This is a genomic window from Blautia sp. HA9023 (assembly GCF_056504095.1).
In genome coordinates this window covers 381,572-404,078 of sequence record NZ_JBWLUR010000010.1, presented here as the reverse complement: position 1 = coordinate 404,078, position 22,507 = coordinate 381,572, and the positions used below count along the sequence as shown (strand labels likewise).

Here is a 22,507-nt window from a genome sequence, read left to right as displayed (position 1 = left end):
GCTGAATAAAATACAGGAAATAAGAGATGTTCCCTGAATGCAGAGGCATCTTTGAAAGCAAATGACGGGACGGATGTAAGATCTGTCCCGTTTTTTACCTGGCGGAGAAAGAAACTGTTAGGTTTTTATCCGCTTGAATCAGATTCAGGAGTAAATATATGAAAGAATTAGAATTTTTAGAAGAACAAAACGTTTCCGAAGACCTGATCCATGGCGTCGAGGAATTCCGAAAAAATTATGGCGTTGATGAAGCGGCCGCAGCCAGAGTCACCAGACCGTCCATTCCGTTCTATGGAAAAGAAATCCTGGAAATGGCTATTGCAGGACTTCTGGAAGGGGAAAATCTCCTCCTTGCAGGTCCGAAAGCCACCGGAAAAAATATCCTGGCCGAAAATCTGGCTTATGCTTTTGGCCGCCCGATCTATAATGTATCGTTTCATGTCAACACAAACAGCGGGGATCTCATCGGAACGGACACGTTTGTAAACAATGAAGTATGCCTCCGGAAGGGCAGCATCTACCAGTGTGCCGAGTACGGTGGTTTCGGTATCCTGGATGAGATCAACATGGCAAAGAACGATGCGGTCTCAGTCCTTCACGCAACGCTGGACTACCGCCGTTCCATTGATGTTCCTGGATATGACAGGATTGATCTCCATCCGGCGGCACGTTTTATCGGAACCATGAATTATGGATATGCAGGAACAAAAGAGCTGAACGAAGCCCTTGTTTCCCGTTTTCTGGTGATCGATATGCCGGCCCAGACAGAGGAAACTTTAGGGTTCATTTTTAACAAAATGTTCCCGGAAGCAAAAGAAAAAGCAGTGGAACAGTTTATCGGCGTTTTTATGGACCTTCAGAAAAAATCTGTAAACAGTGAGATTTCCACAAAATCCCTGGATCTCCGCGGCCTTCTGGCTTCCATGAAAATCGTCCGCGCGGGACTTTCTCCCCTGGCTGCAGTGCAGATGGGAGTGGTGAACAAAACCTTCGATATTTTTGAAAAAGAGATCGTGGACGATGTAGTCCGTACAAGGATCCCGGAAGAGTGGACAAAGGACGATGTCTATGCGTAAAGATCTGACAGAAGAACTTTCCATTGAAGATTACAAACTGGATCTGGAAAACCGCATCCGGAATCTTCTCTGGACGGTCAGTGGAGATTACACCCTGGAAGTAAAGCCGGATGTATCCCTGTTTCTCCGCTCCAAAGAGATCGCACTTTACGACGGGATCAAACAGGGCGCTTTTGCCAGATATTTTGACAAAAACCTTCTTGGCCTTTACCTTGTGAAAAAGATCTATCTGGATGCGTCGGAGGCGGAACTTACCGGGCTGACACAGCTTTGCATCGAGGCAGCAGTGGGAACGCGGATCTGCGAGGAACGCCCGGGCGTGCGCCGTATGCGGAAAAAAGCGCTGGAAGATATCCTGGATCAGGAATATGAAACCCTGCCTTCCTATGATAAACTGCTGGATCGGCTGAAAGTCGCGGTATTCCGTGACGTTCTTGCAGGAAGTGTGCAACCTGTGGAGAAAAAACTTTCCGCATTCCGGGATCAGATCTATGCCTGTGCAGAAACCGGAGATACCATGGAACTGATCCGGATCATTGACAGGCTTTATAATACAGTGATCGATCCGGATTTTGAGAAGAAAAACGGTTCTCTGGATCGGGTAATGGCAGTGACGCTTGAGGAACTGACGGAATTCGGCTGGGAAGACTATCTCAACGAAGAGATGTATGAGGATGCCCTGGAAAACTATGTGGAAAAGATTACGGACCGGATGACAGATCTTGAGGATTCTTCCCTTACTGAAGATATGGAGGAAAAGCGCAAGGTAAAAAACAAGATCACAGTGGTTTCCGAGGAGGCACTTAAGAAAGCCCACACCTATGTGGAACTGAACTTTGGAAGAAGTTATCTTTCACCGGCAGAAGAAAAAAGAATGAATTATCTGATGTGCCGGGGGATTCACGGGGACTGTACGTTATATTTTACCGAAGGGATCCTGAAAAATCCGGTCCGGGACAATTACCAGTACCAGTATGCCAAACGTCTCCGCAATAAGAACATATGGGTCTATCATGACAAGCACAGGATTGCGAAACGGAATATTTCCATGCTGACGGAACTTCTGAAAAAAGCACTGGTGATCCGAAGTGAAAACCAGGAAGTCCTCTCAGACCGGGGAACCATCGTTCCTTCCAGGCTGTGGCGTGTAGGAAGAAGCAGCGAGGCGAATCTTTTTAAACGGATCCTCCGTGGGGATAATACGGATTTTGTGGTAGATGTGCTGATCGATGCCAGCGGTTCCCAGATGAGCCGACAGGGAGATGTGGCGTTGCAGGCCTATATGATCAGTTCTGCCTTAAGTAATGTGGACATCCCCCACCGGGTTATGAGTTACTGTACATTCTGGGATCATACCATCCTGCACAGGTTTCGGGAGTATGAGGATCCGGTCGCGGCAGATGATGATATTTTCAATTATGTGACTTCATCTAACAACCGCGACGGGCTTGCCATAAAAGCAGTGGGATACGGCCTTTTACAGAGAGAAGAGGAGAAAAAGATCCTGATCATCTTAAGTGACGGCCGTCCTTATGATGTGATCATAAACCGTCCCAATGCAAAAAATCCGGCACCTTATCAGGGAAAATATGCCATCGCAGACACTGCAACAGAAGTGCGCCGCCTCCGCAGCCAGGGGGTCAGTGTTCTGGGAGTATTTGCGGGAGAAGAGAAGGACCTTGCAGCGGAAAAGAAGATCTTTGGAAAGGATTTTGCCTATATCCGGGATATCGGAAATTTTTCCAAGATCGTAGGACGATATCTGACAAAACAGCTGGAAGCAGATAACTGAAAAAAAACGACATTTTTTTCGGAATGTATAATATTCAATTAACAAGAATACAGTCACTATGTTAGCATAAAAGCTGCATAGTGACTAATTTTTTGCTTATAATTATCCATAAAATTGTAAATAATACATAATATTACAGAGATAATTCCTTGCAAAAATAAGCGAAATTTGTTATACTAGATAACGTTACTAATTTACTAGATAAAGGGAGAGGAAATATGAACGAAAACACAGAGTTCAAACCTTACATTCCGGCGGAGAAAGTTACTCCGGAGCTCACAGTTACATCTGTGATCATGGGATGTATCCTTGCTGTCATCTTCGGCGCAGCCAATGCTTATCTTGGCCTTCGTGTTGGTATGACAGTATCTGCCTCCATTCCGGCGGCAGTTATCTCCATGGGTGTTATCCGCGTACTTCTTCGCAGAAACTCCATCCTGGAGAGCAATATGGTCCAGACTATCGGTTCAGCCGGTGAGTCTCTTGCAGCAGGTGCTATTTTTACCATGCCTGCACTGTTCCTCTGGGCAGAGGAAGGACTTTCAGACAAACCAGGCATCGTTGAGATCACTCTGATCGCACTTTGCGGTGGTATCCTTGGTGTACTTTTCATGGTACCCCTTCGTAATGCCCTCATTGTTAAAGAGCACGCAACTCTGCTCTATCCGGAAGGAACTGCCTGCGCAGATGTTCTTCTTGCCGGTGAGGAAGGTGGAGCAAACGCTTCCACAGTATTCTCCGGTATGGGACTTGCAGCCATCTTCAAATTCGTTGTTGATGGACTGAAACTGCTTCCGGCAGACGTTGCAGCAGCATTCAAATCCTTCAAGGGTGAGATCGGTATGGAAGTTTATCCGGCACTTCTCGGTGTTGGTTACATCGTAGGACCGAAGATCGCATCTTACATGTTCGTTGGTTCCCTTATGGGCTGGATGGTTATCATTCCGATGATCTGCCTGTTCGGACCTGACACATGGATGTACCCTGCAGCAGAGGGAACAACCATTGCACAGCTTTACGCAAACGGCGGAGCAGCAGCAATCTGGTCTACTTACGTTAAATACATCGGCGCAGGTGCCATCGCAACCGGTGGTATCATTTCCCTGATCAAATCCCTGCCGCTGATCGTTACAACCTTCCGTGACTCCATGAAGAGCATGAAAGGAAGCAAGAGCACAAGCACAGCGAGAACCGCACAGGATCTTCCGATGCAGTTCATCCTTCTTGGCGTTTTTGCAATGGTATTTATCATCTGGATCGTTCCGGCTATCCCGGTAACTCTTCTTGGTGCATTTATCATCGTAATCTTTGGATTCTTCTTTGCAACTGTATCCTCCCGTATGGTAGGTCTTGTAGGAAGTTCCAACAACCCGGTTTCCGGTATGGCTATCGCTACTCTTCTGATCGCTACATTTGCAATCAAGAGCTCCGGTAAAACAGGCATCGACGGAATGACAGCAGCGATCGCTGTTGGTTCTGTTATCTGTATCATCGCAGCCATCGCTGGTGATACTTCTCAGGACCTTAAGACAGGATACCTTCTTGGTGCCACACCTAAGAAACAGCAGATGGGTGAGATGCTTGGTGTTGTTGTTTCCGGTCTTGCTATCGGTGGTGTTCTGTATCTTCTGAATGCAGCATGGGGATATGGTACAGCCGAGATCCCTGCTCCGCAGGCTCAGCTTATGAAGATGATTGTTGAGGGAATCATGGGCGGAAACCTTCCATGGGGACTTGTATTCATTGGTGTATTCCTTGCAATTTGCCTTGAGATCCTTCGTATTCCGGTAATGCCTTTCGCAATCGGTCTTTACCTTCCAATCTACCTGAACGCTACCATCATGATCGGTGGTGTTGTACGTGGATTACTTGACCGCAGAAAAGGTGTTGACGAGAAGACAAAGACAGCTCAGTCCACAGATGGTACTCTGTATTGTGCAGGTATGATCGCCGGCGAGGGTCTTGTTGGTATTCTTCTTGCAGTATTTGCAGTATTCGGTATCAGCCTTGATATGTCCGGCATTGTAAACTTCGGAAATATCGGTGGCGTTGTACTGATGATCATCATGATCCTGTCACTGCTTAAATTCTCTATCTGGAGAAAGAAGAAAGCCTGATGAGAAAAAACAAAAAGGATAAGAAACAGGATATCAACTATCTTGATCTGATCCCGGAAACAAACCAGTCGATCCGGTGGCACCGGGACCTGAAGCAGCGGATCATTCTTGAGATAGAGAATAAAGGTATGTTCAATACTATCGCACAGAAGGTTTTTGGCAAGCCAAGGTTTTCCAAGGTTCACCTTGATGAAATGGGAACTTTTATCTGGCCTGAGATCGATGGAACAAAAACCGTGCAGGATCTTGCCCTGCTGGTGAAAGAACATTTCGGGGATAAGGCAGAACCGCTTTATCCGAGAATCGTAAAATACTTTCAGATAATGGAAAGCTATGAGTTTGTTCATTTTATAAATAAGAAGACAGACAAATAGCAAAAGAGAACGGGAACGGACGCAAAATAGTGTACGGTCCCGTTCTTTTTATGACACGTCAGTACGGGAAACTGATGCAGTTGTCATATGATAAATGAAAGGAGCACTTTATGAGTCTTGTGACAAAAAAGAAATGGTATCTGGATTATCTTCTGATCATAGTTGGAACCGGACTGATGGCACTTGCCATCAATTCCGTGTTTGATGCTTCCGGGCTGGTAACCGGTGGTTTTTCCGGTATTGCGATCCTTGTGAAACGATGGACCGGAGGAATCGTAGATGGGGGTATCCCGCTGTGGCTTACCAACATTACCTTGAATATCCCGCTGTTTCTTCTGGGATGTAAGATCAGAGGATTTTCCTTTGTAAAAAAAGCTCTGATCGGAGAAATCTCCCTTTCAACCTGGCTTGCCCTTCAGCCGGTGTGGAATATCGCGGGAGATGATCTTCTTCTGGCTGCTGTATATGGTGGTGTGATCCAGGGAATCGGTATCGGAATGGTTTTCCTTGGACAGGGAACCACAGGCGGAACAGATATGATGGCAGCGCTGATCCAGAAATATCTGCGTCATTATTCCATCGCACAGATTATGCAGTTTATTGACGGTCTTGTTGTAATTGTGGGTATGTATGTGTTTGGCATCCAGCGTGCTCTGTATGCCATCATTGCAGTTTATCTGGTAACAAAAGTATCCGACAGCCTGATCGAAGGTCTGAAGTTTTCCAAGCAGACATTTATCATTACGGAGAAGCCGGATGAGGTGGCAAAAGTCATTATGGAAGACCTGGACCGCGGGGCAACCGGAATCTGTGGCAAGGGTATGTACTCCGGCCAGGAGAAAACCATCATCTTCTGTGTGGTAAATAAGAAGGAAATCGTGAAGCTGAAAGAGCTGGTGGATGATATTGATCCCGATGCTTTTGTGATTGTTTCCGATGCAAGAGAGGTTCACGGAGAAGGCTTTATAGAGAAAAATTAGGCGGATTTCAACAAAAATTTGTAAATTTTTTCAGTTTTCCTCTTTTATTTTTGGTGATTTTGTATTAAAATAGCCATAGATAGAGAGGGAAAGACAGAAGATAAGCATACACATAAGTGAGAAGGGATTGAACGGAATGATATCGAATCAGGTGTTACAGAATACGCTCGAGGGACTTAAAGAAATATCAAGGACGGAATTTTGTGTCATTGACACAGACGGTAAGGTACTGGCGTCTACCTTTTCTGATTTTGAAATCCAGCCGGCAGATATCCAGGCTTTTGTAGAATCCCAGGCGGACAGCCAGCTTGTCAAGGGATTTCAGTACTTTAAGGTCTGTGATGATTATCAGTTGGAATACGTCCTGGTAGCCCATGGAGATGATGAGGATACTTATATGGTAGGTAAACTTGCAGCCTTCCAGATCCAGAATCTGATCGTAGCGTACAAGGAGCGTTTTGACAAGGACAGCTTTATCAAGAATCTTCTTCTTGATAATCTTCTTCTGGTGGATATTTACAACAGAGCGAAGAAACTTCATATTGAAGCAGATGTCCGTCGTGTAGTCATGATCCTGGAACTGAACCAGGAGAAAGATCACAGCTCCGTGGAGAGCGTGAAGAGCCTTTTTGGCGGAAAGAGCAGAGATTTTATCACTGCAGTTGATGAGAAGAGCATTATTATTGTCAAGGAACTGGAAGAAGGAGAGGGCTATCCGGAGATGGATAAGCTGGCTCACACCATTCTGGATACTCTTGACCTGAATAAAGACGGTGAGGATGTCCATATGGCATACGGTACCATCGTCAATGAGCTGAAGGAAGTTTCACGTTCCTATAAGGAAGCGCGTATGGCACTTGATGTAGGTAAGATTTTCTTTGGAGACAAGGAAGTGATCGCATACAGCTCACTGGGAATCGGACGACTGATCTACCAGCTGCCTATTCCTCTGTGTAAGATGTTTATCCGTGAGATCTTTGATAACAAATCTCCGGACGACTTCGATGAGGAGACACTTGTCACCATCGATAAATTCTTCGAGAATAGCCTGAATGTATCCGAGACTTCGCGTCAGCTGTACATTCACAGAAATACACTGGTATACCGCCTGGATAAACTCCAGAAGAGTACCGGATTGGATCTTCGGGTGTTTGAGGATGCCATCACATTTAAGATTGCACTGATGGTTGTGCGTTATATGAAGTACATGGAAACGCTTGAATATTAATATCATCAGATCAGATTTTTTGACTGCTGCCTGTTCCTTACCGGAATGGGCGGCAGTTTTTGTATGATTTTTTTGCAGCGGGATATCGTGTGCCTTCAATAATAATTTGAAGATTTCACATGAACTTCACAGATAACCCTTGGGGCTCTATTGTATTTTTTGCATTTTTATTATAAAATAAATAACTCGAAGAGGGCTGTTACAGCCTGGAAAATTTATTCTTGCATTTATGCGAGATATATATTACAATAATGTTACAAAAAAGTTAAGATAATTATGCTTTTGCAATATAGAGGAGGATACATATGATCGATCTTGTAGATGTGAGCAAATCTTATGGTCCGGGTCTTCCGGCTGTGAATCATGCGAACTTACATGTTGATAAAGGGGAATTTGTATTTGTAGTAGGAAGCAGTGGTTCCGGTAAATCCACACTGATCAAGCTTCTGATGAAAGAGCTGGATTCTACCAATGGAACCATTACAGTCAGCGGAGAACGTCTGGAGAAGATGAAACACAGACGTGTGGCCAAATATCGCAGAAAGCTTGGCGTAGTATTTCAGGATTTCCGCCTGTTAAAAGACCGTAATGTATATGAGAACGTAGCATTTGCACAGCGTGTTATCGGAAGACCGACCCGCGTGATCCGTAAACGTGTTCCGGAGGTTCTCCAGGAAGTAGGTCTTGCAGGGAAATATAAGGCATATCCGGATGAACTTTCCGGTGGTGAGCAGCAGAGAGTTGCCCTTGCCAGAGCACTGGTAAACCGCCCGGACATCCTTCTGGCAGATGAGCCAACCGGAAACCTGGATCCGAAGACTTCCGAGGAGATCATGGCTCTGATGGAGCAGATCAATGACAGAGGAACCACCGTTCTGGTAGTCACCCATAACAAAGACATCGTCAATGCCATGCGTAAACGAGTAGTCACCATGCACAATGGAAAGATCATCAGCGATGAGAAAGAGGGAGGATATCATGAGGCCTAGTACGATCTGGTATACCCTGAAGCAGGGATTTAAGAATATAAAAAGAAACTGGATGTTTTCCCTGGCATGTATCATTACAATGGCTGCATGCATCTTTCTGGTAGGAATTTTCTATTCCATTGTTAACAACGTAAATTCCATAGCACATAAAGTAGAAGAAGAAGTGCCAATTACGGTATTCTTTGATGAGGGAACTACAGAGGAAGAGATCCAGGCGGTCGGCGCTGCCATTCAGGCCAGACCGGAAGTTGCCAGAATGGATTATCAGTCTGCAGACCAGGCGTGGGAGGATTATAAACAGAAATATTTTGGAGATGAAGATGCAGCAGATGGATTCAAGGATGACAATCCTCTGGCCAATTCTTCCAACTATCAGGTATATCTTAATGATATCACCAAACAGACAGAGCTGGTAAATTATATCCAGAGTCTGGATCATGTCCGCAAGGTAAATCAGTCTGAGCAGGCATCCAAGACACTTGGATCTATCAACAAACTGGTTTCCTATATTTCCATTGCGGTGATCGGGATCCTTCTGGTGATTTCCATATTCCTGATCAGCAATACTGTATCTATGGGTATTTCTGTTCGTAAGGAAGAAATTGGAATTATGAAATACATAGGAGCTACCGATGCTTTTGTACGGCTTCCATTCCTTCTGGAAGGAATCATTCTGGGTGTGATTGGTGCGGCAATCCCGTTGGTGTGTCTGTTTTTCCTCTACAATTCCGCAGTTGAGTTTGTTCTGACAAAATTCAATGTACTGACAGGAATCGTAGATTTTATCCCGATCTGGCAGATCTATGAAGGACTGATCCCGATGGGACTTGGACTTGGTGTGGGAATCGGACTTCTGGGAAGTTTCTTCACAACAAGAAAACATCTCAGAGTGTAACCAAATAGCAGAGCGGATCTGCGTGTATCCGCGGGATGCATACCTATAAGAGATACAGCGGCTGTCGGAGAACCGGCAGCCGCTTTCAGTATATAAAAAACGGACGGCACATAAGGAAAACAGAGAATCTGTGATATTACCGGGCTGTGCAGAAGAAAGGAAAGATATGAAAAATAAAGAGTTCAAAAAAGGCGTAGCCATCGGAGTGGCAGCCACGCTTGTTGTGACAGGGGCTGGTTTTGTCAGTTATCAGAAAGTGCTGTTTCCCAAAGGCAATGCACTGTCAGACGTGAAAACAGTCCAGAAGCTGAATTATCTGGAAGAACTGATCGATACAGAATATCTGGATGAAAAGGATGAAAGCAGTCTGCGGGAGGGCCTTTATGCAGGTCTGCTCGCCGGACTGAAGGATCCATACTCCACGTATTACACGGCAGAACAGTATAAAGAACTGAATACTTCCAATGAAGGTTCCTACGTGGGAATCGGGGCAGTTCTCCAGAAAGAGGATGGCGGAGGGGCAAAGGTCGTGCAGCTCTATGAAGGCGGACCGGGAGAACAGGCAGGTCTGAAAACCGGAGACGTGATCAAAGCGGTCGATGGAACAGATGTCACAGAAAAAGAAACTTCCGACATCGCTTCCATGGTCCGTGACAGTGATAAAGATTTCGTAACGCTGACCATACAAAGGGAAGATGAAGAGAAAACTCAGAATATCAAAGTAGAGATCCGAGATGTGGAAATCCAGACTGTCTCTCATGAGATGCTTGTCGGAGACACCGGATATATCCGGATTTCCGAGTTTTCCGAAGTGACCAGTGACCAGTATAAAAAAGCATTTGCAGATCTGAAAGACCAGGGAATGAAAAAACTGGTAGTCGATCTCCGTGACAATCCGGGTGGCCTTCTTACCGCAGTCTGTGGAGTACTCCGCCAGATCCTTCCGGAAGGACTGATCGTTTATACAGAGGACAAAAACGGGAAACGGGAAGAGGAAACCTGTGACGGAAAGAATGAGCTGACTATGCCGCTGGCAGTTCTGGTAAACGGAAACAGTGCCAGTGCATCAGAGATTTTTGCGGGAGCAGTGAAAGACTACGGTATTGGAACGATCGTGGGAACAACGACTTACGGAAAAGGCGTAGTGCAGACCATCCAGCCGCTTACCGACGGCAGCGCAGTAAAGATCACCATTGCAAAATATTTTACACCAAAGGGCAATGACATCAATAAAAAAGGAATCACTCCAGATGTGGAAGCAGAGCTTTCCGGAGACATTACAGACTGGGCAGAACTTACACATGAGGAAGACACGCAGCTTCAGACGGCCCTGAAAGAGCTGGAACAGAACTGATGCGTACAGAAGGAGAGAAAAGAAAATGATAACTTTACAATTATTGCAGCAGATCATAGTATTTTTTCTGATGATGGCCTGCGGGTTTGCGGTGGTAAAATGTGGACTGATCGATGCGAAAAGCAGCAGGACACTGTCGGTGATCTGCATTTACATCATCATGCCATGTGTGATGATCAATGCGTTTCAGATTGAATATTCCAGAAGTATCCGGAATGGGTTTCTTCTGGCAATAGCAGCAGCGGTCCTGATCCATATTTTTCTGCTGGTATTTACACAGATTATCGGCAAACCGCTGAAATTAAGCGTGGTGGAAAAAGAATCCATCATTTATTCCAATTCCGGAAACCTGGTGATCCCGCTTGTGACCGTAGTCCTTGGAGAGGAATGGGTAATCTATGCCAGCGCTTTCCTGAGTGTACAGATGCTCCTGATGTGGACCCACGGACAGTCACTGATGGAGGCGAAGGCAGGAATTAACTGGAAAAAAATCCTCTGCAATATCAATCTGATCGCCATTATCCTTGGCATTGTCCTGTTCTTTACACAGATCCGACTGCCTGTCATCTTTGGAAATACCATGAGCCAGATTTCAGCCACCCTGGGACCGGTATGTATGATCATGCTTGGAATGACTATGACAGAGGTAAAATGGAAAGATATTTTCAGTCATTCCAGAATCTATCTGATCACGATCCTGAAAATGGTGGTGACGCCGCTGATCGTACTGCTGCTTCTGAAATATCTGCCATTGGCATCTCTTGTAAAAGACGGAAAAACGATTCTTCTGATCAGCCTGATGGCAGTGATCACACCGTCGGCAACAACGATTGTACAGCTGGCGCAGCTGTACGACCGGGAACCGGTCTATGCCAGTACTATCAATGTAATGACAACTCTGGTCAGCATTGTGACCATGCCTTTGATGGTGATGTTTTATCTGGCCTGAAAAAAAGTGCAGAGAATGTTTCAAAACACAGTGGTATAATTGTAAAAGTATGATAAAAGTGTTAAAATCAACTCAGAGTACGGAAAAGAAAGAGACCAGTTATTTTTGATGAGACTACATATGGAAATTTCTGCAAACGCCATATAAAACAGGAGGGTACATAAATGGAACGACATGCTTTTGCAATGAAAGTAAAAGAAGGAAAAATGAACGATTACCGTAAGACCTTAGGCGAAATCTGGCCGGAGCTTACCGCATATCTGGATCGCAACGGCATTCATAATTTCAGCATCTGGAATGCTGCAGACCTGATCTTCGGATATTATGAAAATGCAGACGGAGCTGTGATCTCTCCAAAAGAGGAGAAAGTAAAAGCAGCACTGACTGAAAAAATCCAGGATACATTTACCTGGATCTCCACTCCTGGAAAAGACATGCGTCTGATGTATCATAATTTTGGTGTTGTGAGAGAAAACAAAGAGCTGATCCGCCACAGAATGTTCATGACAAAATTAAAAGACGGCTGTGAGGAAGAATACAAGGCTCGTCATGACGGACTTGTAGCACAGAGAGGCGATACAATAGATCCGGGCCCGGACAGTAACTTCAGCATCTGGAGCGCAGGCGGATATATTTTCGGATACGATGAGATCGACACTACCATGGAAGTGGAAGAAACACCGGAAGCAAGAGAGGAGACCATCGCATGGGAAACACGTCAGCTGGGGATCATGGACTGGATCACCAACGATGTGGACTGGATGACAAAAGAAGTACATCCGTCCAGTGTACGTCTTGCATGGCATAATTAAAAAAATGGGGAAATAAAAAGGAAGGAGGCCGGGGCTTTGTTTGGAGGTAGCCCCGGCAGTATGAAAAAGAAAAAAGTGTTATCAAAGGTAGTACCCTTTGCACATCTAATAATATACTCACATTTTGTGGTCATTCTGTGACGTCATTCTGAAAAAAGTATGAACAAAAAAGAAAAATTAGCTGAACTGAAATCTTAACAATTCTTAAAATTCCCATATTTAGTTGAAACCATACGCCCCGACTGTTATACTGTGAGTAACAGAAAACATCAGGAAAAAATACGTTTTCTTCCTGAGATCAATAAAATAATGAGGCGTGAATTTATGAAACGTTTTTGGAAATATGTAACAGGGGTTGTACCTGCGTACGGGCTTTTTCCCCTTGTTTTTTCATTTGTATTTAACTGTCTTGTATATTCCGGTTCAAGGGCAATTGCAGGCGGTTGGTACCATCACAACATAGAAAGTAGTTTTGACCTGCGGCTCCCGTTTGTGCCGCAGTTTTTAATTGTCTATTTCGGATGTTATATATTCTGGGCAGTGAATTATATTCTTGCGGCAAGGCAGGAGAAGGAACAGGTTTACCGTTTTTTTACCGCAGATCTTATATCCCGCTGCGTGTGCCTGATCATATTTCTGGCATACCCCACCACCAACACAAGACCGGTGATCGAGGGGAGCGGTTTCTGGGATCTGCTGGCAGGATGGCTTTATTCCATTGATGCGGCGGATAACCTGTTTCCATCCATTCACTGCCTGGTAAGCTGGTTCTGTTTCCTGGGAATCAAAGACCAGAAAAGAATTCCGGCATGGTATAAAGGAGTATCTTTTGTGCTGGCAGTTCTGGTTTTTCTGTCCACCCTTTTTACCAAGCAGCATGTTCTGGTGGATGTGGCCGGTGGCGTGATCCTGGCACAGATATGTTTTATGCTGGGACAGAAAACGGAGATCTGGCATATTTATGAACGGGTCGGAAGTAAAATTGAGAAGAAGATCAACAGATATATAGAAGGTGCCAAGAGATGAAAAGCAGAAAAAAGATCATATTTAACGGAGTATTCCTGGCGGTCGTTTTTGCCCTGACCATCTACGGCGTTTTTCACGGAGAAGATCTGTCTTCCATGATGGATGCCATACACAGGGCTGACAAACGGTGGCTGATTCCGGGAATTGCACTGGTAGCGTTTTTTATCTGGGGAGAATCCATCATCATCTGGTACATGATGAGATCCAGTGGAATCCAGCTGAAAAAGAGAACCTGTTTTCTGTTCTCTTCCGTGGGATTTTTTTTCAGCTGTATCACACCGTCCGCCAGTGGCGGACAGCCCATGCAGATCTACTACATGAAAAAAGAAAAGATTTCCATTCCGGTGTCAACGGTAATTCTGATGATCGTAACCATCACCTATAAACTGGTACTTGTGGTGATCGGTATTGGAATCGCAATTTTCGGAAGGGGATTTCTCCATAAATATCTGGAAGGGATCCTGCCGGTGTTTTACCTGGGACTGGCACTGAATATTTTCTGCGTTACATTTATGACCATCCTGGTGTTCCATCCACTTCTGGCAAAAGCGATCATGGTAAAGGGAATGAAACTTCTGGAACGACTTCATCTGGTGAAGAAAAAAGATGGGCGTCTGAAAAAACTGGAAGATTCCATGGATACTTACCGAAATACTGCGGCATATCTGAAGAATAATCCTTTTGTGATCGTTAAAGTTATTGGAATCACTTTTATCCAGCGTATGGCACTGTTTGCGGTGACCTGGTTTGTATATCAGGCTTTTGGACTTCACGGCACCGGATTCTGGGAGATCCTTTTTCTCCAGGCCGTGATCTCGGTATCTGTGGATATGCTGCCGCTTCCGGGAGGAATGGGAATCAGTGAGACGCTGTTCCTTAATATTTTCAGCCCGGTGTTCGGGGGACTGCTGCTTCCGGGAATGGTACTTAGCAGAGGGCTTGGATATTATGGGGAGCTTCTGATCAGTGCGGCGTTTACAGTGGTGGCCCAGCTGACTATTGGAAAAAAGTAATTGAAAGAGAAAAATGAGGTGTGCAAATGATAGGATTTTATGATTACACGGTAATAATGACTTACATAAGCGTAGTGTCTTCCATGATCGGAATCTTCTGCGCTGTGACGGACCATATTTCAGCAGCAGTGTGCTGTCTGGCATTTTCCGGGTTGTGTGATATGTTTGACGGAAAGATTGCGCGAACCAAGAAGAACAGAACGGAGGAAGAGAAGTGCTTCGGGATCCAGATCGATTCTCTTGCGGATATTGTCTGTTTCGGAATCCTTCCCATTGTGCTGGGATTTAAGCTTGGCATGTATCATATTTACGGAATTGCCATTCTTCTGTTCTACGGTCTTGCAGGCCTGATCCGTCTGGCATATTTCAATGTTATGGAAGAAAAACGCCAGAATGAAACCTCCGAAAACCGGAAATATTATCAGGGACTTCCCATCACATCCATGTCCGTGATCCTGCCACTTCTGTTTGTGGTTTCCCTGCTTTTTCCGGAGTATAAATGGTTTGTGGTGCTCCTCCATATCACAATGCTGGCAGTAGGACTTCTGTTTATCCTGGATTTTAAATTCCGTAAGCCAACCAACCGGGAGCTGGTGATCATCGTTGCGGTAGTTGCAGTGGCAGTCCTTCTGGTTCTTTTCTATAATGAGGGATGGTGGAAATTCAATTATCTCTACAAACTTTCCATGGAAAGAGGCGGTAATTTATGATCCGGACGGCAGACCGAAAGGGAAACATTAAAAAGGAAGATTCTTTTCAGAATAATTTGCTGGAAAAAATCTACGGTTCTGTGGCCGGGCGTATGATGATCCGGCCGCTGGTTACCCCGGCTGTTTCCACGGTTGTGGGAAAGCTTCTGGATTCCAGGATTTCGGCAGCAGCAGTGGAACCGTTTATCCGGCTCAATCATCTGGATATGAGTGATTATGAAACGCGGAAATATATTTCCTACAATGATTTTTTCAAGAGAAAGATCCGGGAGGGTGCCCGCAGGATCGATATGGAACCCGGGCATTTTATCAGTCCCTGTGACTGCCGGGCCAGTGTATATCCTGTGGATGAAAAAGCCTGTCTTCATATCAAACAGACCCGATATACAGTGGAGGAACTTTTAAGGAACCCTTCCCTTGGGAAAAGATATCAGGGTGGCTATGTGTGGGTACTTCGTCTCTGTGTCCAGGATTATCACAGATATATTTATCCGGACAATGCAGCAGAGTCCCGGCGTATCAGAATCCCCGGGATTCTGCATACAGTCAACCCTGTGGCAAATGATGCCTATCCTATCTATAAAGAAAACAGCCGGGAATATTCCCTTCTGAAAACAGAAAATTTCCGCACGATGTTGATGATGGAAGTAGGCGCTCTCTTTGTGGGGAAGATCGAAAACCGGCCAAGAAGGGCATTCGTGAAACGTGGAGAGGAAAAAGGCAATTTTGCTTTCGGTGGTTCCACCATTGTGCTGATCACCGAAAAAAATGCGGTAAAGCCAGATGAAGATATCCTCAAAAATTCACAGGCAGGAATGGAAACAAGAGTACTTATGGGAGAAAAAATCGGAGAATCCTTTTGAAAGTGAAAGGGTTCTCTTTTTTATATTTGCTTTACACAAAATTTTCTTAAAAAATGAAATTACGTTCACACACACAACACAAACCTGTGATATATTATGAGCATATAGCAAAGCGGAACGGGAAGATCCGCTTTAGAATGAACGGGAAGCAGAGAAGAAATCTGTTTTCTGTGAAAGTGGGATAACACAGAGCATTTCGGACTGAAAATAACTGTCCGGAACAGCACTTGAGAAACGGAGGAAGATAGAATGGACGCATTAAAGATTCTTGTAGTAGATGACGAGAGCAGAATGAGAAAACTGGTAAAAGATTTCCTTACCAAAAAGAATTTCCAGGTACTGGAAGCCGGTGACGGTGAGGAAGCCATGGATATTTTTTATAAAGAAAAAGACATTGCACTGCTGATCCTGGACGTGATGATGCCGAAGATGGACGGCTGGGAAGTATGTCGTGAGATCCGTAAGAATTCCAAAGTTCCCATCATTATGCTGACAGCAAGAGGGGATGAACGTGATGAACTTCTGGGATTTGAACTTGGCGTAGACGAATATATTTCCAAACCGTTCAGTCCAAAGATCCTGGTGGCACGTGTAGAAGCCATCCTTCGAAGAACCGGACAGAGCAACCCGGATGAGGTACTTTCCGCAGGCGGTATTGTCATCGACAAGGCAGCACATCAGGCAACAGTGGACGGTAAAACGATGGATTTAAGCTTCAAGGAATTTGAGCTTCTGACTTATTTTCTGGAAAACGAGGGAATCGCCCTTTCCAGAGAAAAAATTCTTAATTCTGTATGGAATTATGATTACTTTGGTGATGCCAGAACCATTGATACCCATGTAAAGAAACTGAGAAGTAAAATGGGCGACAAAGGAGAGTACATCAAGACAGTCTGGGGTATGGGTTACAAGTTTGAGGTAGGAGAATGAAAAAGCCAGAAAAAAAACTAAAAAAAATCCACAGTCTACGCCATCAGATCACCGCATATTTTATCGGACTGCTGTTTTTGTCCATTCTGACTATCACCGTGATCAACGGAGCTTTCCTTGAAAAATATTATGTGACAAAAAAAATCGATGTACTTCTTGATCTCCGTACAACGCTGGAAAATACAGACATTGACAAGATGATGAACAGTGACAGCTCCGAAGGTTCGGAGAGTATCCCTGATGAGATCCAGAGAGCCTGCTCCAGAAACAATCTTTCCTGGGTTATCATTGACAGCAGCAATACCAGCTGGCTTTCCTGGGGCGAAAATGAAAAAATGCTTCAAAGCAAACTGTTCGGATATGTCTACGATCTGGATGAGGATGGGGACAAGAGCCGGACTCTGAAACAGGGAGACAATTATACGATCCAGCAGTCTCATGACCGTTTTGCAGGAATGGATTATGTGGAATGCTGGGGACAGCTGGATGATGAACATTATTTTATTATAAGGACACCACTTGAGAGCATTCGTGAGAGCGCAAACATTTCCAATAAGTTTTATTTTGCGGTTGGACTTGCGATTATTGTAGTGAGTGGTCTTATGATCATGCTGGTGACGAAACGGATCACCCGCCCGATCAGCGAACTGACAGATCTTTCAAAAAAAATGTCAGATCTTGATTTTGAGGCAAAATATGAGAGCAAAGTAGGCAATGAGATCGATGTTCTGGGGGATAATTTCAACCGGATGTCTTCACAGCTTGAAACAACCATCAGTGAACTGAAATCCGCAAACAATGAACTCCAGCGGGACATTGAGGATAAGATCAAGATCGACAAGATGCGAAAAGAATTTCTGGATAACGTATCCCATGAGCTGAAAACTCCGATCGCGCTGATCCAGGGCTATGCAGAAGGTTTAAAAGAAAACATTTCCGATGACCCTGAGAGCAGAGAGTTCTATTGCGACGTTATTATGGATGAAGCCTCCAAGATGAATAAGCTGGTAAAAAATCTTCTTACGTTGAATCAGCTGGAATCTGGTAAAGACGCAGTTGTGATGGAGAGGTTTGACATCGTATCCCTGATCCGGGGTGTGCTCCAGACCATGAATATCATGATCGGACAGAAAGAGGCAAACGTGATCTTTGAGGCGGAGAAGCCGGTTTATGTATGGGCCGATGAGTTTAAGATCGAAGAGGTTGTGACAAACTATGTAAGCAATGCCCTGAATCATCTGGATGGTGAGAAAGAGATCGAGATCAAACTTCAGGATGAGGATAACCGTGTGAAGATCAGTGTATTTAACACAGGAACTCCGATCCCTGAGGCAGATGTGCCAAATCTCTGGAATAAATTTTATAAAGTTGATAAAGCGAGAACCAGGGAATACGGTGGAAGCGGTATCGGTCTGTCCATTGTAAAAGCTATCATGGAAAGCATGAACCAGGAATACGGCGTGCAGAACTTTGACAATGGTGTGGAATTCTGGTTTACACTGGATCGGAAATAATGAAACTTTAGTGTGATAATGCGAAAAAACGGGCGGCAGCAGAGAAAAGTCTTTGCAACCGCCTGTTTTTGCGTTATACTAAATCAATGTAAATCGAAGGTGAGAGAGGAATATCGAGATACAAAAGAGCAGGAGGAAGCATTATTATGATAGGAATCATTGACTACGATGCAGGAAACATAAAAAGTGTGGAAAAAGCACTTCAGTATCTGGGACAGGAGACTGTCGTCTCAAGAGATCCCCAGGTGCTTCTGAAAGCAGATAAAGTAATTCTTCCAGGTGTTGGAAGTTTTGGTGATGCTATGGAGAATCTCAATAAATACGGACTTGTTCCGGTGATACATGAGATTGTAGAAAAAGGAACCCCCTTTCTTGGAATCTGTCTTGGACTGCAGCTGCTTTTTGAGAGCAGTGATGAGGCACCGGGAGTGGAAGGCCTTGGAATCCTGAAGGGAAAGATCTTACGGATCCCGCCAAGCCCGGGACTGAAGATCCCGCATATGGGATGGAATTCCCTGCATCTTCAGAACAGCGGAAGATTATTTAAAGATATTCCGGAAAACACATACGTTTACTTTGTACATTCCTATTATCTTCAGGCAGAAGATGAAGAGATCGTGAAAGCCACCACGCAGTACAGTACATGTATTCACGCATCTGTGGAGAAGGGGAATGTATTTGCATGCCAGTTCCACCCGGAAAAAAGCAGCCGGTGGGGCTTGAAGATCCTTGAGAATTTTGCGGCACTTGAGGCAGGCACCGGAAAGGAGGAGGCATAATCATGTTTACAAAACGAATTATCCCATGTCTGGACGTAAATAAAGGACGTGTAGTAAAAGGCGTGAATTTTGTTGATCTGAAAGATGCCGGAGATCCGGTGGAAATTGCCAAAGCTTATGACGCAGCCGGTGCGGACGAGCTTGTTTTTCTTGATATCACGGCTTCCTGTGAAGAGCGTGATACGGTGGTAGATATGGTAAGAGCTGTTGCTGCCAATGTATTTATCCCCTTTACCGTAGGTGGAGGAATCCGTACTGTGGATGATTTCCGGAAACTTCTCCGTGAAGGTGCAGATAAGATCTCTGTAAATTCCGCAGCCATCGACCGCCCGGAGCTGATCCATGAGGCTGCACAGAAATTCGGAAGCCAGTGTGTGGTAGTTGCCATTGATGCCAAGAGAAGGCCGGATGGCGGCTGGAATATCTACAAACATGGCGGAAGACTGGATACCGGTATCGATGCTCTTACATGGGCAAAGAAGGTGGAAGAACTTGGCGCAGGTGAGATCCTTCTTACCAGCATGGACTGTGACGGAACCAAGGCAGGATATGATATTGAACTTACAAGAGCTGTTGCAGATGCGGTTTCCATTCCGGTGATCGCTTCCGGTGGTGCCGGAACTCTGGAGCATTTTTATGATGCACTGACTGAAGGCGGAGCAGACGCGGCACTGGCAGCATCTCTGTTCCACTACAAAGAACTGGAGATCCGGGAAGTGAAGGATTACCTTGCGGAAAAAGGAATTTCCGTGAGAAGATAAGTTGGATGAGAGGTGAAGGATATGGCTCCTATAGCGGGAGACTGGCAGGAGGCGCTGAAAGGTGAGTTTCACCAGCCTTACTATGCCAAACTTTATAAAACCGTGATGACAGAATACAGAACAAGAAAGATTTTTCCGCCTCCGGAAGATCTGTTCAATGCGTTTCATTTTACGCCGCTGCATCAGGTGAAGGTTGTGATCCTGGGACAGGACCCCTATCACAATGACGGACAGGCCCACGGGCTTTGTTTTTCCGTAAAAAAAGGTGTGGAAACACCGCCATCCCTGGTGAATATTTATAAAGAACTTGAGGATGATATGGGATGTTACATCCCAAACAACGGCAATCTGGAAAAATGGGCAAAACAGGGCGTGCTTCTTTTAAACACAGTGCTGACAGTCCGTGCCCATCAGGCCAATTCCCACAGGGGGATCGGCTGGGAACAGTTTACCGATGCCGCCATCCGGATCCTGGACGAGGAGGACCGTCCAATCGTATTTCTTCTCTGGGGCCGGCCTGCCCAGATGAAAGCATCCATGCTTCACAATCCGAAGCATCTGATCCTGGAAGCACCACATCCAAGCCCCCTTTCTGCTTACCGGGGATTTTTCGGATGCAAACATTTCAGTAAGGCCAACGAATTTCTGAAAGCCAACGGGGAAGAACCCATTGACTGGCAGATCGAGAATATTTAAGTTAAGGAAAGTAAAATGGGTAAAAAAAACGATAACACACTTGTGAAAAACGCCTCTTTTCTTATGGTTGCGGCGCTGATCTCCAAGATCATCGGAATGCTGTACAAGAGCCCGCTTTCAACCACACTGGGAAGCCAGAGTTTTGCACTTTTCCAGTTTGCACAGAATGTATATTTCATTCTGCTGATGATCGCGTCTTTCAGTATTCCACAGGCGGTATCCAAGATCATGGCGGAAAAGATCGCTTTTCACAGATATAAAGATGCACAGAAAGTATTTTACGGTGCTCTGATCTATGCGGCAGTTGCCGGCGGCATCGTGGCACTTGTCTGTGTATTTGGTGCGGGAATCCTGGTTCCGGACAGTATGGCAAATGCCCGTCTGGCACTGCAGATGCTTGCGCCTACAATTTTCATGTCTGGTCTGTGCGGTGTATTCCGCGGATATTTCCAGGCATACCGCAATATGATGCCGACATCGATCTCACAGATTATTGAACAGATTTTTGTGGCAACCTTTGCGCTTCTGATGTCACATGTATTTATTCAGCACTTCTCCGCAACGGGAGATATGGATCTGGTCCATCGCTGGGGTGCGGCAGGTGCTACCATGGGTACCGGTGCCGGTGTGGCGTCCGCTCTGATCTTTATGCTGATCGTCTACGGGGTAAACCGTAAGATCATTCGAAAAAGGATCGCTAATGACCATCACTCTGTGAATGAGAGCATGGGACATGTAATGAGTAATATCGTGCTTATCATCATGCCGATCATTCTCAGCGCATTTATCTACAACGTAAACGGATATATCAACAGCTATATGTATTCCGGTATTATGGACATCAAAGGCGCTGCCAAAGACGTGATCCAGACCCTGTATTCCGAGTACGGATATTATATGACACTGATCAATATCCCGCTTACCCTGGCAAGTACGGCGCCGACTTCCATGATTCCAGAGGTTTCTGCACATTATGCCATGCATGATATTGAGGGTGCCAATATGAAGACCGACCGTGCCACCTGGATCAGCATGCTGATTTCCATTCCGGCGGCAGTAGGTCTTGCAGTTCTTTCCGGACCGATCACAAGACTGATCTTCCCGGGAACCAATGGTGTAGGCGGACAGCTTCTGATTCTGGGAGGAATTACCATTATCCTCAACGGTAACTCCAATATTACCAACGGTGTACTTCAGGGAATCGGCAAGCCGAAACTTCCGATGATCCATGCAGCCATCGCTCTGGTGGCGGATGTGATCGCAATGGCACTGCTTCTGGTGTTTACCAACCTTGGTGTTTATACCATCGTCATCGCACAGATCGTCTATGCAGTTGTGATGTGTCTTCTTAATGACCGTTCCATCAAGAAATACATGGGTTACAAAAATCCATGGAGAAGTGCTTATTTAAGCCCGTTCCTGGCATCTATCCCAATGGGAGTTGTTGCGGGAGTGGTATATTACGGACTGTATGCACTGATCCATTCCAATGTGATCTGCCTTGGTATTTCCGTGATCCTGGCTGCTTGTGTATACTTTATTGTATATCTGTTTGTAAGTAAGCCTGGTGAAGAGGAGCTGGGTATGATGCCTGGTGGAAGGTATATGAAGAAACTGGCGAGAATGATGAAGATCATTTAACCGAATCA

At 45.2% G+C, this 22,507-nt stretch carries 21 protein-coding genes; all 21 read left to right on the top strand.

Features of this window, described 5'->3' with window-relative positions; genetic code table 11:
• Positions 1 to 158: 158 nt before the first annotated feature.
• The 21 genes from AC04Q6_RS17330 to AC04Q6_RS17230 all read left to right on the top strand — a co-directional run bounded on the left by AC04Q6_RS17330 (position 159) and on the right by AC04Q6_RS17230 (position 22,499).
• Positions 159 to 1,076 (top strand): AAA family ATPase, encoded by a 918-nt coding sequence (locus AC04Q6_RS17330; protein ID WP_118071071.1) that lies wholly within the window; start codon positions 159 to 161, stop codon positions 1,074 to 1,076.
• Positions 1,069 to 2,868, top strand: coding sequence for a vWA domain-containing protein (locus tag AC04Q6_RS17325; protein WP_021977265.1), 1,800 nt, complete (start codon positions 1,069 to 1,071; stop codon positions 2,866 to 2,868). The genes AC04Q6_RS17330 and AC04Q6_RS17325 overlap by 8 nt, the downstream gene beginning before the upstream one ends.
• 218 nt (positions 2,869 to 3,086) lie before the next feature.
• Positions 3,087 to 4,985 (top strand): OPT family oligopeptide transporter, encoded by a 1,899-nt coding sequence (locus AC04Q6_RS17320; RefSeq protein WP_118062114.1) that lies wholly within the window; start codon positions 3,087 to 3,089, stop codon positions 4,983 to 4,985.
• Complete coding sequence (locus AC04Q6_RS17315; RefSeq protein ID WP_021976374.1) at positions 4,985 to 5,359, top strand: PqqD family protein; 375 nt, start codon at positions 4,985 to 4,987, stop codon at positions 5,357 to 5,359. The genes AC04Q6_RS17320 and AC04Q6_RS17315 overlap by 1 nt, the downstream gene beginning before the upstream one ends.
• Before the next feature lie 110 nt (positions 5,360 to 5,469).
• Positions 5,470 to 6,339, top strand: a complete 870-nt coding sequence (locus tag AC04Q6_RS17310) for a YitT family protein (RefSeq protein WP_118071070.1) — start codon at positions 5,470 to 5,472, stop codon at positions 6,337 to 6,339.
• A 136-nt stretch (positions 6,340 to 6,475) separates the two neighbouring features.
• Positions 6,476 to 7,567, top strand: a complete 1,092-nt coding sequence (locus AC04Q6_RS17305; RefSeq protein WP_118062117.1) for a PucR family transcriptional regulator — start codon at positions 6,476 to 6,478, stop codon at positions 7,565 to 7,567.
• A 305-nt stretch (positions 7,568 to 7,872) separates the two neighbouring features.
• Positions 7,873 to 8,556 carry a cell division ATP-binding protein FtsE gene (gene ftsE / locus AC04Q6_RS17300; protein WP_021976897.1) on the top strand — a complete coding sequence of 228 codons (684 nt, stop codon included), beginning with the start codon at positions 7,873 to 7,875 and terminating at the stop codon, positions 8,554 to 8,556.
• Positions 8,546 to 9,451 carry a permease-like cell division protein FtsX gene (gene ftsX / locus AC04Q6_RS17295; protein WP_021976896.1) on the top strand — a complete coding sequence of 302 codons (906 nt, stop codon included), beginning with the start codon at positions 8,546 to 8,548 and terminating at the stop codon, positions 9,449 to 9,451. Before ftsE ends, ftsX begins: the two co-directional genes overlap by 11 nt.
• 166 nt (positions 9,452 to 9,617) lie before the next feature.
• Positions 9,618 to 10,805 (top strand): S41 family peptidase, encoded by a 1,188-nt coding sequence (locus AC04Q6_RS17290; RefSeq protein WP_021976895.1) that lies wholly within the window; start codon positions 9,618 to 9,620, stop codon positions 10,803 to 10,805.
• A 25-nt stretch (positions 10,806 to 10,830) separates the two neighbouring features.
• Positions 10,831 to 11,754 carry an AEC family transporter gene (locus AC04Q6_RS17285; protein ID WP_118071069.1) on the top strand — a complete coding sequence of 308 codons (924 nt, stop codon included), beginning with the start codon at positions 10,831 to 10,833 and terminating at the stop codon, positions 11,752 to 11,754.
• 164 nt (positions 11,755 to 11,918) lie between these two features.
• Positions 11,919 to 12,566, top strand: a complete 648-nt coding sequence (locus AC04Q6_RS17280) for an L-rhamnose mutarotase (protein WP_118071068.1) — start codon at positions 11,919 to 11,921, stop codon at positions 12,564 to 12,566.
• A 324-nt stretch (positions 12,567 to 12,890) separates the two neighbouring features.
• The gene (locus AC04Q6_RS17275) at positions 12,891 to 13,592 is read left to right on the top strand and encodes a phosphatase PAP2 family protein (RefSeq protein WP_118071067.1); all 702 of its coding nucleotides are present in this window, start codon (positions 12,891 to 12,893) and stop codon (positions 13,590 to 13,592) included.
• The gene (locus AC04Q6_RS17270) at positions 13,589 to 14,605 is read left to right on the top strand and encodes a lysylphosphatidylglycerol synthase transmembrane domain-containing protein (RefSeq protein ID WP_021976891.1); all 1,017 of its coding nucleotides are present in this window, start codon (positions 13,589 to 13,591) and stop codon (positions 14,603 to 14,605) included. Before AC04Q6_RS17275 ends, AC04Q6_RS17270 begins: the two co-directional genes overlap by 4 nt.
• A 26-nt stretch (positions 14,606 to 14,631) precedes the next feature.
• A complete protein-coding gene (locus AC04Q6_RS17265; RefSeq protein WP_021976890.1) occupies positions 14,632 to 15,315 on the top strand; it encodes a CDP-alcohol phosphatidyltransferase family protein in 684 nt (227 codons plus the stop codon).
• On the top strand, positions 15,312 to 16,178 hold the full coding sequence (locus AC04Q6_RS17260) for a phosphatidylserine decarboxylase (RefSeq protein ID WP_476389795.1): 867 nt from the start codon (positions 15,312 to 15,314) through the stop codon (positions 16,176 to 16,178). The genes AC04Q6_RS17265 and AC04Q6_RS17260 overlap by 4 nt, the downstream gene beginning before the upstream one ends.
• A gap of 249 nt (positions 16,179 to 16,427) precedes the next feature.
• A complete protein-coding gene (locus AC04Q6_RS17255) occupies positions 16,428 to 17,108 on the top strand; it encodes a response regulator transcription factor (protein ID WP_118071066.1) in 681 nt (226 codons plus the stop codon).
• Positions 17,105 to 18,622 carry a sensor histidine kinase gene (locus tag AC04Q6_RS17250; protein ID WP_021976887.1) on the top strand — a complete coding sequence of 506 codons (1,518 nt, stop codon included), beginning with the start codon at positions 17,105 to 17,107 and terminating at the stop codon, positions 18,620 to 18,622. The genes AC04Q6_RS17255 and AC04Q6_RS17250 overlap by 4 nt, the downstream gene beginning before the upstream one ends.
• Positions 18,623 to 18,768: 146 nt before the next feature.
• Entirely contained in the window at positions 18,769 to 19,401 is a 633-nt protein-coding gene (hisH, locus tag AC04Q6_RS17245; RefSeq protein WP_118071065.1) for an imidazole glycerol phosphate synthase subunit HisH, read from the top strand.
• A 2-nt stretch (positions 19,402 to 19,403) separates the two neighbouring features.
• A complete protein-coding gene (gene hisF, locus AC04Q6_RS17240; RefSeq protein WP_021976885.1) occupies positions 19,404 to 20,162 on the top strand; it encodes an imidazole glycerol phosphate synthase subunit HisF in 759 nt (252 codons plus the stop codon).
• 21 nt (positions 20,163 to 20,183) lie between these two features.
• Positions 20,184 to 20,858 carry a uracil-DNA glycosylase gene (gene ung, locus AC04Q6_RS17235; protein ID WP_021976884.1) on the top strand — a complete coding sequence of 225 codons (675 nt, stop codon included), beginning with the start codon at positions 20,184 to 20,186 and terminating at the stop codon, positions 20,856 to 20,858.
• A gap of 15 nt (positions 20,859 to 20,873) precedes the next feature.
• Complete coding sequence (locus tag AC04Q6_RS17230) at positions 20,874 to 22,499, top strand: putative polysaccharide biosynthesis protein (protein WP_021976883.1); 1,626 nt, start codon at positions 20,874 to 20,876, stop codon at positions 22,497 to 22,499.
• Positions 22,500 to 22,507 lie beyond the last annotated feature (8 nt).

Bases quoted from the DNA above. Each gene is read 5' to 3' on its own strand.
- AC04Q6_RS17315 (WP_021976374.1), top strand. From the start codon at position 4,985: ATGAGAAAAAACAAAAAGGATAAGAAACAGGATATCAACTATCTTGAT.
- ftsX (WP_021976896.1), top strand. From the start codon at position 8,546: ATGAGGCCTAGTACGATCTGGTATACCCTGAAGCAGGGATTTAAGAAT.
- AC04Q6_RS17325 (WP_021977265.1), top strand. From the start codon at position 1,069: ATGCGTAAAGATCTGACAGAAGAACTTTCCATTGAAGATTACAAACTG.
- AC04Q6_RS17260 (WP_476389795.1), top strand. From the start codon at position 15,312: ATGATCCGGACGGCAGACCGAAAGGGAAACATTAAAAAGGAAGATTCT.
- AC04Q6_RS17285 (WP_118071069.1), top strand. From the start codon at position 10,831: ATGATAACTTTACAATTATTGCAGCAGATCATAGTATTTTTTCTGATG.
- AC04Q6_RS17280 (WP_118071068.1), top strand. From the start codon at position 11,919: ATGGAACGACATGCTTTTGCAATGAAAGTAAAAGAAGGAAAAATGAAC.
- AC04Q6_RS17265 (WP_021976890.1), top strand. From the start codon at position 14,632: ATGATAGGATTTTATGATTACACGGTAATAATGACTTACATAAGCGTA.
- AC04Q6_RS17255 (WP_118071066.1), top strand. From the start codon at position 16,428: ATGGACGCATTAAAGATTCTTGTAGTAGATGACGAGAGCAGAATGAGA.
- ung (WP_021976884.1), top strand. From the start codon at position 20,184: ATGGCTCCTATAGCGGGAGACTGGCAGGAGGCGCTGAAAGGTGAGTTT.
- hisH (WP_118071065.1), top strand. From the start codon at position 18,769: ATGATAGGAATCATTGACTACGATGCAGGAAACATAAAAAGTGTGGAA.
- AC04Q6_RS17275 (WP_118071067.1), top strand. From the start codon at position 12,891: ATGAAACGTTTTTGGAAATATGTAACAGGGGTTGTACCTGCGTACGGG.
- AC04Q6_RS17330 (WP_118071071.1), top strand. From the start codon at position 159: ATGAAAGAATTAGAATTTTTAGAAGAACAAAACGTTTCCGAAGACCTG.
- AC04Q6_RS17310 (WP_118071070.1), top strand. From the start codon at position 5,470: ATGAGTCTTGTGACAAAAAAGAAATGGTATCTGGATTATCTTCTGATC.
- AC04Q6_RS17320 (WP_118062114.1), top strand. From the start codon at position 3,087: ATGAACGAAAACACAGAGTTCAAACCTTACATTCCGGCGGAGAAAGTT.
- hisF (WP_021976885.1), top strand. From the start codon at position 19,404: ATGTTTACAAAACGAATTATCCCATGTCTGGACGTAAATAAAGGACGT.
- AC04Q6_RS17270 (WP_021976891.1), top strand. From the start codon at position 13,589: ATGAAAAGCAGAAAAAAGATCATATTTAACGGAGTATTCCTGGCGGTC.
- AC04Q6_RS17290 (WP_021976895.1), top strand. From the start codon at position 9,618: ATGAAAAATAAAGAGTTCAAAAAAGGCGTAGCCATCGGAGTGGCAGCC.
- AC04Q6_RS17305 (WP_118062117.1), top strand. From the start codon at position 6,476: ATGATATCGAATCAGGTGTTACAGAATACGCTCGAGGGACTTAAAGAA.
- AC04Q6_RS17230 (WP_021976883.1), top strand. From the start codon at position 20,874: ATGGGTAAAAAAAACGATAACACACTTGTGAAAAACGCCTCTTTTCTT.
- ftsE (WP_021976897.1), top strand. From the start codon at position 7,873: ATGATCGATCTTGTAGATGTGAGCAAATCTTATGGTCCGGGTCTTCCG.
- AC04Q6_RS17250 (WP_021976887.1), top strand. From the start codon at position 17,105: ATGAAAAAGCCAGAAAAAAAACTAAAAAAAATCCACAGTCTACGCCAT.